The following is a 17,928-nucleotide window of genomic DNA, read 5'->3' on the forward strand; positions in this document are numbered from 1 at the left end:
ATTAATTTTATCAAATATAGAAAAAATAAACAAATAATATTTTTATCCTATTATATATATACTGCCACGGTCTATTAACTTGCCTTGAGATAAATATATGGGTTTAACATCATACTTATATAGAAAATCATATACTTCTCTACCGTAAGCATAATATTGTAGGTTACCAAAGAATGCCATAGTATTATTGTTTATAAGCCCACCAGTTCCACCAATGAATCCATAATTCATTGAAGGTAATATAATATCGCCAGGTGGTATAAGAAGCACATCAAAATTTTCTTTTTTTAGAGCATTAGCAATTCCTTTGTCGCTAGTAATTATCGCTTTTTGATTTACAATTAAGACAGAACACTTACTATATCCTTGTTTGACATTTATTAGCGTCTTATTTTTTATGTTATCTAAAAGATTTTTATCTGTATATTTTAAATTATGAATAAAATAATTGTCTAGAACAATTCCGTTTAAAATAATATCTCCAGGATATGAATATTTTAAATCATCATTGGAAAAGATATATTTAATATTGAATTTATCAAGTGTATTGCAGAAATCTTTATCCATAGATTTGTGAATAATAATAGTATTTTTTGAGATGATATTCATTTGAATGTCTACATGTCCATTAATTGCATCATATACATTAGTGGTTTTAGGAACAATTATTGGTGTTAAGCCTTGTTTTACTATGTTATCTATTTCTTCATTTGAACATCTATAATCTAAGAAACAATACATAATTTCCTCCTGTTAGATTTTGTTTTTTCTTATCTATAAAAATACTATCATTTTGTAATAAAATCAAATTTAAACATTGTGTTTATTTAGAACTAATGTATAGTAAGTGCCGTAATATAAAATATAAATAACTATCATTGAACTATTATAATATTTTGAATATAGAAAAAAATAAAGACCATACTATAATTAGAAGGGAGTGAGAACCCATGCTTGTACTAAAAATAGTTTATAATAAAGAAATGGACTTTGCAAAAGAACTACAGGATATGAAAAATTCATTTGATAGTAAAAATATTTCTATTGGAATAGTAGAAATGGAAGAAGGTAGCTCTAGAATAGTAAAAATAATGTGTGATGATTCTACCTACAACTCAAATATATCAGAGAAGATATTATTATATGTTAGCAATATTTTATTTAATGTTGTGGTAGTAGAGTATAGGAAGAAGGAACTATACGACTATATAACAGAAAATTATTTTTTCCTTAAACAAGAAGAAATATTAGATATAGAGCAAAATATAATAGATGTATTAGAAACAAGAGAAAAGCCTAGTGAAGAAATATTTATTTATTGCTATAATATGATACATTCTATTATAGACAAGATAAAATCATGTGTGAGTGAGAATGACACAATAAATTTTAATGGATTTATTACCTTTAGAATGAGAGAATTGAGAGAAGATATAGAATCTATAGTTGACAAGATTATAGAGAAATATATAATAGATAAAGAATATGAGGAATTTATTAGGCTTCTTAAATATTTTGTAGATATTCAAGAATGTAAGATAGATGAAGTTAGAATTAAGATTACTTCTTGTGGATTATATATTGTTGAAGATCAAGATGGTAATGATATGCTTAAGGTATATCTTAAAGAACTTGCAGATACAGAGCTTAATATTGTAGATGCCAATGTTGAGGATATACTTATAAGTGGACTTATAACTAGTGTACCGAAGAAGATTAAGATATATGGTTATGATAATTGTAATAATAAAGAATTTCTCAGGACATTAGAGCAAGTATTTGAAGATAGAATTATATTTTGTGAGAATACAGATAAATATAAATTATCTAAAAATAAAGTGTTGACAGAGTAATAAATAGATGATACAATAATTAACGTTGAGAAGAAGAAACAAGCCGTTTCTCACCTTGCAGCACTTGTTTAGTAGCTAGCATGGTTAGCATTAAGTAGATTTACTATTTGATAATAACAGACGGCATATGCCGTCTTTTTTATTATATATTATAGAATATTTGCTTTTTTATTTCGGAGGTGAAAACTATCAATAATAAAAAATATATTGTTAATGAAGACATAAAAGAAAAAGAAGTAAGAGTAATTAATAATGATGGTGCTCAGTTAGGAATCATGAATATTAAGGATGCCCTTAGAAAAGCAGAAGATGCAGACTTAGATTTAGTTATGATTTCGCCTAATGCAAAACCAGCAGTATGTAAGATCATGGATGTCGGTAAGTATATATATGAGCAATCAAAGAAAGAAAAAGAAGCTAAAAAGAATCAAAAAGTTATGAATATCAAGGAAATCAGAGTTAGTATTAACATTGAAGAACATGATATCGCAATTAAAGCTAAAAATGCTAAAAAGTTCTTAGAAGATGGGGATAAAGTTAAAATCACTGTCAGATTTAGAGGAAGAGAAATGGAACTTTCTCATATGGGATTAAAAATCTTAGATAACTTCGCTGAGAAGTTAGCAGAAGTTTCAACAGTTGAGAAACCTGCTAAAAAAGAAGGAAGAAGCATGACAATGGTTTTAGGCCCTAAGAAGGCTTAAACTGAGAGGAGGAAACATAAAATGCCAAAAATGAAAAGCCATAGAGGTGCAGCAAAGAGATTTAGAAAAACAGGAACTGGAAAGTTAAAGAGATCTAAAGCTTTCACAAGTCATATCTTAACAAAGAAGAGCGCTAAGAGAAAGAGAAATCTTAGAAAAGCTGGATATGTATCAACTACTCAAGAAAAAGTAATGAAGAAATTATTACCATACCTATAGGATATAGAACACAGGAGGTTTAAGAAATGGCAAGAGTTAAGAGAGCTGTAAACGCTCGTAAGAATCATAAAAAAGTATTAAAGCTTGCAAAAGGATACTACGGTGGAAAGAGCAAGCTATTTAAGACTGCTAATGAATCAGTTATAAGAGGATTAAGAAATGCTTATGTAGGAAGAAGATTAAAGAAGAGAGACTACAGAAAGCTATGGATAGCAAGAATTAATGCTGCTGCAAGAATGAACGACATGTCTTATTCAAAATTCATGAACGGAATCAAAAAAGCAGGAATTGATATAAACAGAAAGATGCTTTCTGAAATAGCTATCAATGATCCAAAAGCATTTGCAGAATTAGTAGCAGTTGCTAAGAAACAATTAGAAGCTTAAGACAAATTATGGATGCGGCAAAGTACTTGTCGCATTTTTTTTACTCTAATAGGAAGTTATATTTGCTACTATAATTGTGAGGTGGTTATATATATGGAAAATACTAAAAAAAAACATAGAAGATTTAATGAAGTTCAAATACTTGCTTTAGGATTTATAATAATAATATTAGTAGGAGCATTAATATTATCACTTCCTATATCATCTAGAAGTGGTAAAAGTACTAATTTTTTAGATTCATTGTTTACTGCAACTTCTTCAGTTTGTGTAACAGGACTTATAACATTAGATACGGGAACATATTGGAATACATTTGGTCAATCTGTTATATTGTTCTTAATTGAAATTGGCGGACTTGGATTTATGTCTCTTACAACATTTATATATATTATCATAGGTAAAAAAATTACTTTAAGAGATAGAATGATAGTACAAGAAGCTATTAATGTTTTTGATATACAAGGAATAGTAAGAATGGTTAAAGGTATACTATTATTTACTGTTATAGTGCAAGGAATAGGTGCAATAGCACTTGGTTTTATATTTATTCCTGATTATGGATTAAGTAAAGGAATATTTTATAGCATATTTCATTCTGTATCTGCTTTTTGTAATGCAGGATTTGATCTTATAGGTAATTTTAATAGTATTACAGGTTATAATACTAATACTTTATTTATACTTGTGATAAGCGCTCTTGTAATAATAGGTGGATTAGGGTTTAGTACTATATCAAATATATATCAAACAAGAAATAGAAAAAGGTTATCAGTTAATACTAAATTGGTAATTACAACTACAATTACCTTATTAGCTATAGGAACTATTGCATTTTTCTTTTTAGAATATAATAATCCAGAAACATTAGGCAATATGACTTTTAAGAATAAGTTATTAAATGCATTCTTTTCGGCTGTTACTCCTAGAACCGCTGGATTCAATTCTATATCTACTGGAGGCATGACAGATTCTAGTAAGATATTAACTATAATGCTTATGTTTATAGGAGGTTCACCAGGTTCAACAGCTGGTGGTATTAAAACAACTACTATAGGGCTTATTATACTTACTATAATTTGTGTTATAAAAGGAAGAGATGACACAGAAGCTTTTGGACGAAGATTTAGCAAGGAAATAGTATATAAAGCATTCACTTTATTTGCAATTGCAATTGGAATAGTTTTTGTAGTTACGTTTATATTGGTAATTGCAGAACAAGGAGAAGATTATATTGATTTGTTGTATGAAGCTACTTCAGCATTTGGAACTGTTGGAATAACTACAGGAGTTACTCAGAGGTTAGATGTAATTGGTAAAATAGTAATAATCATATCTATGTATATAGGAAGAGTAGGACCTCTTACAATAATTTTTGCATTAACTAAGAAGAAAAAGAAAAAAATAAGTTATAAGTATCCAGAAGGGAAATTATTAATTGGGTAGAGGTGATAGAAAATGACTAAGAAACAATTTGCAGTAATAGGATTGGGGAGATTTGGTAGGTCTCTTGCTAAGACATTATACGAATTAGGGCATGATGTGTTAGTTATAGATAAAGATGAAGATATAGTAGAAGAAATGGTTGAATTAGCTACAAAAGCTATATGTATGGATGTTACAGATAAAGACCAATTATTATCATTAGGACTTAGAAATTTTGATATAGTCATAGTAAGTATAGGAGATGATCTAGAATCAAATGTGCTTATAACTCTGAATTTAAAAGAAATAGGAGTTAAAAATATAATATGTAAAGCTAAAAATGAAATGTGCGAAAAAGTTTTAATGAAGATAGGTGCAGATAAAGTAGTATTACCAGAGAAAGATATGGGAATAAGAATGGCATATAATCTTGTATCTTCAAGTGTATTAGATTATATTCAATTATCAGATGAATACGGGGTAATGGAAATAGGAATAGCTAAGAGCTGGGAAAACAAAACACTTATTGACTTGGAACTTCGTAAAAAATATGATATTAATGTTGTTGCTATAAAATCCAATAATTCAATAAATGTTAATCCTAATGCTGAAGATATAATAAAAGCAAATGACATATTAGTAGTTATAGGAAGTCGAAAGAGTTTAAATAAACTAGAAAATATCTCAGTTAATAAGAAGATATGAGGTGAAACATTTGATAAAAATAGAAAGTAAAGAAAACAATCTATTTAAAGAAACTAAGAAATTAAAAGATAGACGTGGAAGAAATAAAAATAAAAAATATTTAATAGAAGGCTTTAGGATAGTGCAAGAAGCATTTAAAGCAGGAATTAATGTTGATAGAGTTTTTGTTTCATGTTCTTCTGAAGATAAGATTGAAGAATACCTAGGTGAATACATTAATGATACAAAAATATATATACTAAAAGATGAATTGCTAAATGAATTATGTCAGACTGAGAACCCTCAAGGGATAGTTGCAGTATTAGATATAGGCAATTCTATAGTTAATAAAGAAGGATCGTTTTATTTATTATGTGATAAAGTTCAAGACCCTGGAAACTTAGGTACTATAATTCGTACAGCTCATGCTGCAGGAGTTGATGGAATAATACTTACTAAAGGAACAGTAGATGTATATAATCCTAAGGTTATAAGAGCTACAATGGGATCGATATTCTATATTCCTATAATATTAGATGATGAAGAATATTCTCAAACAAAGGAATTAATAGATCAAGGTTTTTCTATGTTAGCTACATCATTACAAGGAGAAAAGAATTTCTTTGAAGAAGATTTAACTGGTAAAATAATTATATCTATGGGCAATGAAGGTAATGGTGTTAGTGAGGAAATATATAATTTAAGTGATAAAAAAGTGAAAATCCCTATGCCAGGTGGAGCTGAATCATTAAATGTGTCTGTTGCAACAGCAATAATATTATATGAAAAAGTAAGACAAAAAACAGTTGAATTTATTAGATAATATGGTTATAATAATTAAGTATATGAAAGAAATGTAGATGAAGAGAGTAGATGTTTCGAGACATATAGGGAGAGAAGGTCATAGACTGTAAGCCTTCTTATGGCAAGTAGCATTGAAGTTCACTTCGTAGTTCTAGCTGTGAACATTTTAGTAGTAGCTAGCGGTTTAAACCGTTATATTTTATTTGAGAGAACATTCTATAATGAATGTTAATTAGGGTGGTAACGCGGATATTTTCGTCCCTTTGTTCGTTTTGAACATAGGGGCGTTTTATTTTGTACTATAAAGGAAATTATATAATTAATAATACCATCTACATAAGAAAGGAGATAATTAAATAATGAAAGAAAAATTAAAAGCCATTGAAGAATTAGCATTAAAAGCAATACAAGATGCTAAAGAAAGTGCTGAACTAGAAGATTTAAGAATTAAGTATTTAGGTAAAAAAGGTGAATTAACTACTATTTTAAGAAGTATGGGTAATGTATCAAAAGAAGAAAGACCTATAGTGGGTAAAATGGTAAATGATGTTAAGAAAATAGTTGAAGAAAAATTAGATGCTGCTAAGGCAACTATAAAAGAAGCAGAGAAGAATGCAAAATTAAAAAATGAAATTATAGATGTAACTATGCCTGGTAATAAAAAGGTTATAGGTAACAAACATCCAGTTGAATTAACAATAGATAGAATAAAAGATATATTTATTTCTATGGGGTTTGCAGTAGAAGATGGTCCAGAAGTTGAACTTGATTATTATAACTTCGAAGCATTAAATATACCTAAGAATCATCCGGCTAGAAGTGAACAAGATACATTTTATATAAATGATAATTTGGTTCTTAGAACTCAAACATCAGGAGTTCAAGTAAGAACTATGGAGAATCAAAAGCCACCAATTAAAATGATATCACCTGGAAAGGTATATAGAGCAGATTCAGTTGATGCAACACACTCACCTATATTCCACCAAATGGAAGGATTGGTTATAGATAAAAATGTTACATTTGCTGATTTAAAAGGAACATTAGAGTTATTCTGTAAGAAGATGTTTGGAGATAAGGTTAAGACTAAGTTTAGACCTCACCATTTCCCATTTACAGAACCATCAGCAGAAATGGATGCTACATGTTTTGTATGTGGAGGAAAAGGCTGTAACGTATGTAAAGGATCAGGTTGGATAGAATTATTAGGTTGTGGAATGGTTCATCCTCAAGTATTAAAAAATGGTGGAATAGATCCAGAAGAATATAGTGGATTCGCATTTGGATTCGGAATAGATAGAATGGTTATGTTAAGCTATGGATTAGATGATATACGATTACTATATGAGAGTGATATGAGATTCTTAAATCAATTCTAAGAGATGGAAATAAGGACGGAGGAAATAAAAAATGAAAGTACCATATAATTGGATTAAAGATTATGTAGATATAGATGTAACACCACATGAATTAGGAGATATCCTTACATTAACAGGATCTCAATTAGAAGAAGTAATGATTCAAGGAGATGAAATTCAAAACGTAGTAGTATGTAAAATACTTAAGATAGAGAAACACCCAGATGCAGATAGATTAAGTGTATGTCAAGTTGATATTGGAGCTGATGAACCATTACAAATAGTAACAGCTGCAACAAATATGCAAGAAGGAGATAAAGTTCCAGTTGCACTTCATAAATCAAGACTTGCAGATGGAACAGAAATTAAGAAAGGTAAAATGAGAGGAGTTGCTTCTAATGGTATGTTCTGTTCTGAAGAGGAATTGGGCATAGCAGGAGATGAACCTGTTCATGGATTACTTATATTAGATAAAGATGCTGTTGTAGGAATGGATATAAAGGAACATTTAGGATTAAACAAAGCAATATTAGATTTTGATATTACTTCTAATAGACCAGATTGTTTAAGTATGATAGGAATGGCAAGGGAAACAGCAGCTGCATTAGATACAACTTATAAGATGCCTAATTTATCATATGAAGTTAAGGGAAATGGCAATGTTAAGGATGAATTATCTGTAGAGATAAAGAGTGACTTATGTAAGAGATATATGGCTAGAAAGGTTAAGAATGTTAAGATAGCTCCATCACCAGCATGGATGCAAGAAAGATTATTAGAAGCAGGAGTTAGACCTATAAACAATATAGTAGATATAACTAATTTTGTTATGTTAGAAATTGGTGAACCTATGCATGCTTTTGATGCAAGAGAAATATCAACAAATAAAATAATTGTAGATACAGCATCAGATAATGAAAAATTTACTACATTAGATGAAGTAGAGAGAACTTTAGATAATACATTCTTATGTATAAAAGACACTGATAAGACAGTAGCTTTAGCTGGAATAATGGGTGGATTGAATTCAGAGATAAAAGATGATACAACAGAAGTTATATTTGAATGTGCTAACTTTGATGGAACTAACATAAGAGTTAATTCTAAGAAATTAGCTCTTAGAACAGAAAGTTCAGGAAGATTTGAAAAGGACATAGATCCAAACCTAGCAGAACTTGCCCTAGATAGAGCATGTGCCTTAGTATGTGAATTAGGAGCCGGAGAAGTTGTTCATGGAACAATAGATGAATATCCATGCAAAAAAGAAGAAGGACATATGGAAGTATCAGTTTCATATATCAATTCATTTTTAGGTACAGATATAAAAGCTGATGATATGAAAAAATATCTAGATAGTTTAGACATGAAGACGACAGTAAATGGAGACACTTTAGAGATAACTGTTCCTACATTTAGAGTTGATATTGGAATAAAACAAGATATAGCAGAAGAAGTAGCAAGAATATATGGCTATGACAAGATTCCTACAACTGTTGTTGATGTAGTTCCAGATAGAGAAAATATTCATAAAAATGATAAGTTAAGAAAAATAGTTTTAGATACATTAGTATCATCAGGATTAAACCAATCAATATCTTATTCTTTTGTATCACCAAAGGTATTTGATAAAATAAGAGTAGCAGAAGATTCACCACTTAGAAATGTTATAAAAATTAAAAATCCATTAGGTGAAGATTATTCTGTTATGAGAACTTCAGCACTTCCATCGATAATGGAATCATTAGGTAGAAATTATTCAAGAAGTAATGATTATGCTAGTATATTTGAAATAGGAAGAGTATACATTAAAGATGAGGATGAAACAAAGATTCCTACTGAGAAGAATGTGCTTACTATAGGTATGTATGGAGATGTAGATTTCTATGATCTTAAGGGGATAATAGAGAATCTAGTAGAAGAATTAGGATTAAAGGCTAGATATGCAAGAGAAAGCGAAAATCCTACTTTCCATCCAGGAAAAACAGCAAACTTACTAATAAGAAACAAAAATGCAGGTGTATTTGGAGAAATACATCCAGACGTATTAGAAGCTTATGGAATAGATGTACCTTGTTATGTTGCAGAATTAGATTTAGATATGATGTATGAAGCTGCAGATATAACTAAGAAATATTCACCTATTGCAAAATTCCCAGCAGCAACAAGAGATATCGCAATATTAGTTGATGATGCAGTATTAGCAGGTGATGTTGAAGATGCTATAAAGAGAGCAGGAGGAAATCTTGTAGAAAAGATATCATTATTTGATGTATACAAAGGTGAACAAATAGAAAAAGGTAAGAAGAGTATGGCATATGCTATAGTATATAGAGATGTTAGAAAATCATTAACAGATAATGAAGTTAATAAAGTTCATGATAAGATATTAAAAGCTCTAGAGCATAAATTAGGGGCTGTTTTAAGATAATAATTTGTTTGCTATAAAAAAAGTGGTTTTATACAATTTCTAGTGTAAAATCACTTTTTTACTAAACAGAAAGTTTATATTAAAAGAAATATAGGGAGATTAGAAGATATGGAGTATATACATAAATATATGTCGCCTATTGGAGGAATTACTATGGCAAGTAATGGAGAAAAGCTAATAGGATTATGGTTTGATGGACAGAGATATTTTGCAGATACACTTGGAAATGATTATATAGAAGAAAAACTTCCGATATTTGAAGAAACCTGTAGATGGTTAGATATTTATTTTAATGGCAAGGTACCTGAATTTATGCCAGAAATATCAATAAATACAACAAGCTTTAGAAGAGAAGTATGGAAAGTATTATTATCAATTCCTTATGGTAAAACAATGACTTATGGAGAAATTGCAAATACGATTGCAGATCAAAGGGGAATAAAGAGGATGTCAGCACAAGCAGTTGGAAATGCAGTAGGACATAATCCTATATCTATTATTATTCCTTGTCATAGAGTTGTTGGTCAAAATGGAAAATTGACAGGCTATGCAGGTGGTTTAGATAAGAAATTGTGGCTATTAAATATGGAAACACATAAATAAAGAAATTCTTAATATTATTAGGTATTATTATAGATGAAATACTTATTGCAATAGATAAAACTTAAAATTACTATAAGTTTGGGATAATTAAAATCAAAGTCATTCTATTTTAATCAAGTACTTCAATTAATGCTATTATATTTTAATTATAAACATTCGCTATTTACAAATTATTTGCTTTTTGTTATGATAATAGGCATTTTTGTACATTATAATATTATTATAGTGTACAATTAGGTGGTGATATATATGGAATTTGAAATCAAGAAGATTCATGTAGGATGGTTTGGTATGACTTTTAATGCTGATGACAAAAACGTTTACATAGTCACAACTAGTAAGTGGTTAAATGATGGACCTAGACATTTTTTACAAGCATTTAATGAGATATTAACAATAAATCACGGAGAAAGATATGTTATATTAGATGATGAACCAGGTGCTAATATTATATGTATGAAGAAAGTGAAGCCTGGAATGATAAATATTAGTATATATGCAATTATTGAATGGTATGATTCTAGAATTAAGTTATATGGAGAAAAGATGCCAGATAACTTAGAAATATATGAAAAACTATTAGACGCAAACTTTAGTACTGTCAAACTATCTCATGATATATTAGATGCATTTGGGGAATATAGTCGTGGAGATAAAAATGAATATTATAATAAACATTGGTTTGAGTTTCCAGATGATGATTATGAAAAACTAAAAAAATTAGTGTCAGGAAGTAGTATGAGTGATGTGGGATGATTTGTATAATATTGTTAGATAGCTTATATTTTACAATAATTAATATCAAAATTATATGTTTAAGTAAATAATATAATATGGATAAAATCCAATGTTATTTGGTTTGATTAATATTATGTTTATTATTAGTATCAATATTATATGTTTTCATAAATAGCATAATTTCATTAAGCATTTCTAAATATAAAAAAATTAAGTTAGCTAAATGTTGTAAACTCACTAAAGTTCAAACAGTACAACATTTTAAACGCTACCTTAATTTTTTTATAATAAGAAATCCTAAAATTCATTATGAAGATTTATTCAAAGCAATAATATTGATACAAATAAAGAAAATCATAATATTAGCATTATCAAATAACATTGGATTTTTTATTATCAATATTTACTTAAATCAATAATTTGATATTAATTAACTGAAAAGATAAGTGATTAAATAATAAATATATTCAATAATTTTTTAAAAGTAAGAATTACTGATGAATACTTAAAATAATACAGATACACTAAAAATCACCATAACGCTTAAATAATTAAAATATAATAAGCTTAGTGGAAGTAACCATTATTGTTAGGGTTAGAATTATAGGTAGATATAGAATAATATAACCATGAAAAATTAAAGATTAGTATAAATGATATGGAACAATAGGTTACTGCAACTAATGCTATTATATTTTAATTATAATCATTCATTATGAAGATTTATTCAAAGCAATAATATTGATACAAATAAAGAAAATCATAATATTAGCATTATCAAATAACATTGGATTTTTTATTATCAATATTTACTTAAATCAATAATTTGATATTAATTAACTGAAAAGATAAATAATCAAAAATAAATGTATTTAATAACTTTTTTAAGCAAGAATTACTGAAGAATTAAGATGCTTATAATAATATAGATACACTAAAAATCACAATAACGCTTAAATAATTAAAATATAATAAGCTTAGTGGAAGTAACCATTATTGTTAGGGTTAGAATTATAGGTAGATATAGAATAATATAACCATGAAGAATTAAAGATTAGTATAAATGATATGGAACAATAGGTTACTGCAACTAATGCTATTATATTTTAATTATCAATATTTACTTAAATCAATAATTTGATATTAATTAACTAAAAAGATAAGTAATCCAAAAGAAATATATTCAATAATTTTTTTAGTAAGAAAAATTAATGCCATTTAATGCTTTAATTATAAATTGCCTTTATATGTTTAATGAGAAATTTTGCTTGATATTATAGTTGCTGTAATATTGTAAATGTGAATTTTCTATGATATTCTCCTAATTAGGAATTCTAGGGAAGATAAATTAATCAGAGAATTCTATTTTTTAAGGAGGTAAGATATATTTATGAAGAAAATTAAAGAGAGAGGTATCGCACTTGTTTTAACTGTATTAATGGTTTTATTTACAGTACCTAATATTGCATTTGCAGCAAATAATCCACCAAGTGAAATTAAAAATTGCGAATCAAATTTTGGCTATGATTTTAAAATCGAATTTAATGATACAGATAAAGAATGGCTTGAAGCAATTGATGAAATAATAATTGCTAACGAGAATTATTCAAAAGGTACATCAAGTTATAGTGTTTGGAATAATAAATACTATTACATTGATAAAGATAATCAATATCTTTATATTGGCGAAGGGGGAGCTTTTGTAGACAATAAAGCAAGATGTGTAATAAAGGCTAACGGATATGAAGATTTGGTTTTGGAATTAGATAAAAGTAATCATACTGCAATTATATCAAAGGATTCATCTGAAGAAGATGAGAAATGCAAACATAGTGGTGGTATAGCAACATGTATAGAACAAGCAACTTGTGAAAAATGTGGCAAGAAATATGGTGAATTAGGACCACATAATTATATTAATGGAGTATGTACTGTATGTGGTGACACATTAACAGCAGCACCTGAAGTATCATTAGAATCAGAATCTTATTATCTTGTTTTTAAAATAAAAGAAAAGGGATATGTATCAGGAATATCATCAATTTCTGAAAATGATACAGAATGGAAAGAACAATCATTTAAGATGGCTCTTAATGGAAAGCAATACTATTTAGATAAAGAAAATGACTGCATATATTTTGATAAATTTAATGGGATTCCATTTGAAACAGGTGGAATTATAACAATAAAAAATGAAGCTTATCAAGATATAAAATTAAAAGTAAATGTTGTTAATGATAAAGATGTTAATATTATTCCTGTTACAGATGATGTAGAAGTTGGAGATGAATATAGATTACATGTAAGATTAGTTGGAAACTTTGAAGCAGCTATAATTAATCAAAAAGGTTATGATGCAGTAACAAGTGCTTCAACTAGTGTTACACAAAATAAAAATAGTAGTGCAGAAGTACAAGCTGTTATATTACCAAAGGATAAAGAACCAACAGAAGAAGATTGGAAACCACTATGTGATAGTAATATTTCTTTAAATACCGCAAAGGACAAAACTTTTGTAACATTAGATGATCAATCAGGCATGGTTGGAGTGTATTCACCATATGATAGTTCTGTAACTTTATCAGGTACACCAGAAAAGAAAGGTGAATACCCAATAACTGTAACAATAACTGATAATCAAGGAAGAAGAGCTACAAGTAATGCACTTATATTTAAGGTTTATTCAGGTGAAGAAAATTTAGAAGATCAACTTACAACAGAAAATTGTACTCAAACTGCTGATGGTAAATATATGTATGATATGGAACCATGGGCAATTAAAAATTTTGATAATGATGATAATATAGTATATGTACCTAAAAATATAAAAGCTTGGTATGGTTCTCATACATCAGGTACTTATGGAAAATTAGGATATTCAATTCCATCAGCTTCAAAAACTACTCAAACTCTTGTAGTACCAAAGGGGTGTGATTTAACATTAGTAAATATGGATGTTTTGAGTAGTGTACGTATTGTTGTTGAAAATGGAGGTAAGCTATCTCTACATGATACTCCTATTCAAGGCATTGTTGAAGTAAAAAAAGGTGGAACTTTCTCTATGAATTATAATGATTTTGGAGATGGAGAATTCCTTACAGGTTCTTCTATAAATGGACAACTGATACTTCAAGATGGAGCTACTGTAGTTAATTCAATTATTTATTCTAATACTAATTATATTGCAAATGGTGATGAAACTAGATCAAATATTAATCCTGTAGTTGTAGCAAATGGTAATGTTAATGTTATAGGTACAGTAGTAATTCGTGGAGATGAATCACCTATGGGTATAAATGCAACAACAGGGAAAGCAAATCCAGGACAAACAGGATTAAAAGTTAATGGAAAACTTAATATAACAGAAGGATCATATCTTGCTGTGTATGGTGGGGGTCATCTTGCACTTACTACAAATGGTGGGACAGCAATTGTTCTTAATAATGGAGAAATTACTGGTAAAGGTAAACTAATAGCTGTTGCTGGTGATGGAACATTTGGTTATGGCGGAAATGCAGTTGAAGGAAAAGGAATTATATCAGTTAAAGATGCATACTTAGAAGGTGGAGCTGCAATAAAACCTATGAAAAATGAAGTAGGAGGCAGTGCAATAACAGAAGGTATTAAAATCGCAGATACAACTAATCGTAATTTAATTAATGGAGAAACAAATACTACAGGAAATGTTGACTATGACAATGACACATATTGGGGAAGCATTGCAGATCCTCTTCCAAGTTTTGATGGTGCAGATAGTAAGTATCAAGTAGAAAAAAATGGCGTTACTAACATTAAAAAAGAGTATACATTAACATTATCACCAGAAAATACTAGTATTTATGTTGGAGATGTGTTTAATATAACATATTCTGTTAACCCAATAGATGCAACTAATCAAGGAGTTATATACTCAAGTAGTGATGAATCAATAGCAACTGTAGATAATAATGGTATTGTAACTGCAATTGCAGAAGGAAATGTTGTTATAAAAGTAACTACAGTAGATGGAACTCATAGTGCTGTTTGTAATGTAACTGTAGCTCATAAGCATGTATATAGTGATGAATGGAAATGGGATACAAATAATCATTATCATATATGCACATGTGGTGATATAGCAGATTCTGAAACACATGTATTTGGCGATTGGACTGTAATACAAGAAGCTACTATAGAAGAAGATGGCATTAATGAACGTGTATGTACTGTTTGTGGTTTCATAGAAAGAACAACTACAAAATATGCTATAATTCCAGATTCAAATAAAGTTTTAGATGTGGATAATAACAAGAATAACAATGATAAAATTAATAAAGTTAATAATATAAAAGTTAATGATAATAATATAGTAAATAAATCAAGTAAGAATGAAAAGGATAGTAATAAAGTTATAAAAGAATCTAATGCTATCAAGACAGGAGATAATAATTCTTATATTGTATATGGTGTTATGATGATCTTAAGTATCGCATTATATGCAGTATATTTAAACAAGAGAAAGAAATTAAGTTAACATTATTGTTAGATAACTTATATTTTACAATAATTAATATCAAAATTATATGTTTAAGTAAATAATGTAATATGTAAAAAATCCAATGTTATTTGGTTTGATTAATATTATGTTTATTATTAGTATCAATATTATATGTTTTCATAAATAGCATAATTTCATTAAGTATTTCTAACTATAAAAAAATTAAGGTATTATTGTTAAATAACTTATGTTTCACAATAATTAATATCAAAATTATATGTTCTAAGTAAATAATATAATATCATTAAGTATTTACTAATATAATAAAAAAGAGTAAAGATCCCTAAATACTATAAACTCGCTAAAGCTCAGACAGTATAGTATTTTTAACGGGATCTTTACATTTTTATTATAAGAAATACTAAATTCTATTATAAATAATTTACTTAAATCAATAATTTGATATTAATAACTGAAAAATAAGTAATCTAAAAAATATATTCAATAATTTTTTTAGTAAGAATTACTGAAGACTTAAGATATTTGCAGACAATATAGATATATTAAAAATCACCATAACGCTTAAATAATTAAAATAGAAGTTATTTGATGGAACAAAGCATTTTTGCTAGGGAAGAATTAATAATGTTTATAATAAATAAAATACTGTGAGAAATTAAAGGTAAGTATTAATGAAATTGAACAAACGATTTGTAAAATCAAATCACTTCTTATTTTAATTACTGAAACTAATGCTATTATATTTTAATTATACAAGCACTCTATAAATTATTAAGAAAAGTATACGAAAATAAATATGATTATGATTGTAGAGGAGACAATAATGGTAAAGTATGATTTTTTGATAAAAGATAAAAAAGTGCTTAAAAATAATAAGGTGTTAGAAATCCTTTATAAAATGTTGAATGAACTTGAAGTTTTAGTATACATTAATAAAGATCTAGCTATGGGAAGATGTAGATATATAATAGAATTTTTATATGAAAATTATGCTAGATTATATGGAGAAAGAAATATAAAATATACTAGACTTAAACAGGATAAAAAAATTAGAATTGATGGTTATAAAAAGGATTATGAGGTTAAGGCAAGTAATATTTTATCTTCTATTGAAGTAAAAGATAAAGAAACTGAGAGAATGCTAGATGAATTATATAATATTATAAAATGGATATATTCTAAGGTATCTAATACTATAATTAATATGAGGCAGGATGGAGAAAATATTATAGATAAATCTATTTTAGATTATGAGATTATGTTTGATGATAATAATTATCTAGAGGAGCTAAGCCTAAAAGATATAAAACATAAGAGAATAGGATTAGATATATATAATTTTACTACATACGATGATAATGTAATTATATATGATAAAAATAAAAACATTATATTTGAAACTGTAGGAAGGACTATAGACAATAATACTAAGGAAGATATAATAGCTGAAATTAATGCAGGTATAGATGCTATTAAGGTTGAATATGAGAAACTATATCCTTACATAGAAGCTCTAGAAGAGAGCGCTTTAAAAATTCAAGATAAAAACGTTACTATGGTCAAGGAATTAACTGAATATGCGAATTCGTTTGATATAGAAGAAGATAGAAGAAAGGTTTTATTATCAGCATTAAATAAATTAAAAAGAGAAGAAAATAAAATACTTAATGGAATATCTGATGCACTTGACAATATTAATAGCAATATAGATGTCTTTATAGACAATTTTTTAGGATTAGAAGATATTTGTGATATGTTAATTCTTTCAAATTATTTAGATAAAGCTATGTTAAATTTAAACTATCTAAAGGTTTTACATATTGTTTTAAAAGAAGCAGATATAGATTCAGAACGAATATGGTTATGGGAGAAGATACATAAAATAATAGATAATGCTAAAAATAATGAATTTACTGAAAGAAATTATAAGCAATTATATACGTTAAATGAAGTTAAATGTTTTTTTAATATTTATAAGATGCAATATTTAGAAATGTCTTTTCAGTATCAGTGTGAGAGAATGTTTAGTGATTATTATGTAAATAATAATAAAAAAACAGAGTTAGAAAATCAAAAATTATCTCAACAGGCATTAATAGCAGAAAAGACAAGCATATATAATAATAATTTATTAGAGATCTATAAAAATAGATGTAAAATATTACAGACAGTTGGCATAGGGTTTGTAGTAGTAATATTATTTTTAGTAATGTTAAATTATTTATAGGCTC

At 27.5% G+C, this 17,928-nt stretch carries 14 protein-coding genes and 2 other annotated features; of the genes, 13 read left to right on the top strand and 1 reads right to left on the bottom strand.

The features are described from left to right. Nucleotides 1-42: 42 nt before the first annotated feature. Complete coding sequence (locus KQI77_RS11510; RefSeq protein WP_216390570.1) at nucleotides 43-741, bottom strand: DUF6873 family GME fold protein; 699 nt, start codon at nucleotides 739-741, stop codon at nucleotides 43-45. A gap of 209 nt (nucleotides 742-950) precedes the next feature. Between KQI77_RS11510 and ytxC the strand changes: the two genes are divergently transcribed. The 13 genes from ytxC (at nucleotide 951) to KQI77_RS11575 (ending at nucleotide 17,924) form a co-directional block, all read left to right on the top strand. After that, on the top strand, nucleotides 951-1,853 hold the full coding sequence (ytxC, locus tag KQI77_RS11515; protein WP_216390571.1) for a putative sporulation protein YtxC: 903 nt from the start codon (nucleotides 951-953) through the stop codon (nucleotides 1,851-1,853). A gap of 24 nt (nucleotides 1,854-1,877) precedes the next feature. Next, nucleotides 1,878-2,001, top strand: a sequence feature (ribosomal protein L20 leader region). Nucleotides 2,002-2,032: 31 nt separating this feature from the next. Beyond that, nucleotides 2,033-2,557, top strand: a complete 525-nt coding sequence (gene infC, locus KQI77_RS11520) for a translation initiation factor IF-3 (protein ID WP_216390572.1) — start codon at nucleotides 2,033-2,035, stop codon at nucleotides 2,555-2,557. A gap of 21 nt (nucleotides 2,558-2,578) precedes the next feature. Continuing rightward, a complete protein-coding gene (rpmI, locus tag KQI77_RS11525) occupies nucleotides 2,579-2,776 on the top strand; it encodes a 50S ribosomal protein L35 (RefSeq protein WP_216390573.1) in 198 nt (65 codons plus the stop codon). Nucleotides 2,777-2,802: 26 nt separating this feature from the next. After that, nucleotides 2,803-3,162, top strand: coding sequence for a 50S ribosomal protein L20 (gene rplT / locus KQI77_RS11530; protein ID WP_216390574.1), 360 nt, complete (start codon nucleotides 2,803-2,805; stop codon nucleotides 3,160-3,162). A 93-nt stretch (nucleotides 3,163-3,255) separates the two neighbouring features. Next, nucleotides 3,256-4,605 carry a TrkH family potassium uptake protein gene (locus KQI77_RS11535; protein WP_216390575.1) on the top strand — a complete coding sequence of 450 codons (1,350 nt, stop codon included), beginning with the start codon at nucleotides 3,256-3,258 and terminating at the stop codon, nucleotides 4,603-4,605. Nucleotides 4,606-4,617: 12 nt separating this feature from the next. Then, entirely contained in the window at nucleotides 4,618-5,289 is a 672-nt protein-coding gene (locus KQI77_RS11540) for a TrkA family potassium uptake protein (protein WP_216390576.1), read from the top strand. 10 nt (nucleotides 5,290-5,299) lie between these two features. Further along, a complete protein-coding gene (locus KQI77_RS11545; RefSeq protein WP_216390577.1) occupies nucleotides 5,300-6,091 on the top strand; it encodes an RNA methyltransferase in 792 nt (263 codons plus the stop codon). A 25-nt stretch (nucleotides 6,092-6,116) separates the two neighbouring features. Next, nucleotides 6,117-6,338 (top strand) — a binding site (T-box leader). Between the two features lie 93 nt (nucleotides 6,339-6,431). Beyond that, nucleotides 6,432-7,451: a phenylalanine--tRNA ligase subunit alpha gene (gene pheS / locus KQI77_RS11550; RefSeq protein ID WP_216390578.1), complete on the top strand. Its 1,020-nt coding sequence runs from the start codon at nucleotides 6,432-6,434 to the stop codon at nucleotides 7,449-7,451. A 31-nt stretch (nucleotides 7,452-7,482) separates the two neighbouring features. Continuing rightward, nucleotides 7,483-9,858 (top strand): phenylalanine--tRNA ligase subunit beta, encoded by a 2,376-nt coding sequence (gene pheT, locus KQI77_RS11555; protein WP_216390579.1) that lies wholly within the window; start codon nucleotides 7,483-7,485, stop codon nucleotides 9,856-9,858. Nucleotides 9,859-9,966: 108 nt separating this feature from the next. Beyond that, on the top strand, nucleotides 9,967-10,461 hold the full coding sequence (locus KQI77_RS11560; RefSeq protein WP_216390580.1) for a methylated-DNA--[protein]-cysteine S-methyltransferase: 495 nt from the start codon (nucleotides 9,967-9,969) through the stop codon (nucleotides 10,459-10,461). A gap of 249 nt (nucleotides 10,462-10,710) precedes the next feature. Then, nucleotides 10,711-11,217 (top strand): hypothetical protein, encoded by a 507-nt coding sequence (locus tag KQI77_RS11565; RefSeq protein ID WP_216390581.1) that lies wholly within the window; start codon nucleotides 10,711-10,713, stop codon nucleotides 11,215-11,217. Nucleotides 11,218-12,589: 1,372 nt separating this feature from the next. Then, the gene (locus KQI77_RS13100) at nucleotides 12,590-15,712 is read left to right on the top strand and encodes an Ig-like domain-containing protein (protein WP_253289445.1); all 3,123 of its coding nucleotides are present in this window, start codon (nucleotides 12,590-12,592) and stop codon (nucleotides 15,710-15,712) included. An 808-nt stretch (nucleotides 15,713-16,520) separates the two neighbouring features. Next, the gene (locus KQI77_RS11575) at nucleotides 16,521-17,924 is read left to right on the top strand and encodes a hypothetical protein (RefSeq protein ID WP_216390582.1); all 1,404 of its coding nucleotides are present in this window, start codon (nucleotides 16,521-16,523) and stop codon (nucleotides 17,922-17,924) included. Nucleotides 17,925-17,928 lie beyond the last annotated feature (4 nt).

The organism is Clostridium sp. MSJ-8, assembly GCF_018918325.1.
Classification (GTDB): Bacteria; Bacillota; Clostridia; order Clostridiales; family Clostridiaceae; genus Clostridium.

What these genes read in the sequence shown, in the direction of transcription:
- KQI77_RS11510 (WP_216390570.1), bottom strand. Translation starts at nt 741, where the DNA reads ATGTATTGTTTCTTAGATTATAGATGTTCAAATGAAGAAATAGATAAC.
- pheS (WP_216390578.1), top strand. Translation starts at nt 6,432, where the DNA reads ATGAAAGAAAAATTAAAAGCCATTGAAGAATTAGCATTAAAAGCAATA.
- KQI77_RS11560 (WP_216390580.1), top strand. Translation starts at nt 9,967, where the DNA reads ATGGAGTATATACATAAATATATGTCGCCTATTGGAGGAATTACTATG.
- rpmI (WP_216390573.1), top strand. Translation starts at nt 2,579, where the DNA reads ATGCCAAAAATGAAAAGCCATAGAGGTGCAGCAAAGAGATTTAGAAAA.
- KQI77_RS11565 (WP_216390581.1), top strand. Translation starts at nt 10,711, where the DNA reads ATGGAATTTGAAATCAAGAAGATTCATGTAGGATGGTTTGGTATGACT.
- KQI77_RS11575 (WP_216390582.1), top strand. Translation starts at nt 16,521, where the DNA reads ATGGTAAAGTATGATTTTTTGATAAAAGATAAAAAAGTGCTTAAAAAT.
- ytxC (WP_216390571.1), top strand. Translation starts at nt 951, where the DNA reads ATGCTTGTACTAAAAATAGTTTATAATAAAGAAATGGACTTTGCAAAA.
- KQI77_RS11535 (WP_216390575.1), top strand. Translation starts at nt 3,256, where the DNA reads ATGGAAAATACTAAAAAAAAACATAGAAGATTTAATGAAGTTCAAATA.
- KQI77_RS13100 (WP_253289445.1), top strand. Translation starts at nt 12,590, where the DNA reads ATGAAGAAAATTAAAGAGAGAGGTATCGCACTTGTTTTAACTGTATTA.
- rplT (WP_216390574.1), top strand. Translation starts at nt 2,803, where the DNA reads ATGGCAAGAGTTAAGAGAGCTGTAAACGCTCGTAAGAATCATAAAAAA.
- KQI77_RS11540 (WP_216390576.1), top strand. Translation starts at nt 4,618, where the DNA reads ATGACTAAGAAACAATTTGCAGTAATAGGATTGGGGAGATTTGGTAGG.
- pheT (WP_216390579.1), top strand. Translation starts at nt 7,483, where the DNA reads ATGAAAGTACCATATAATTGGATTAAAGATTATGTAGATATAGATGTA.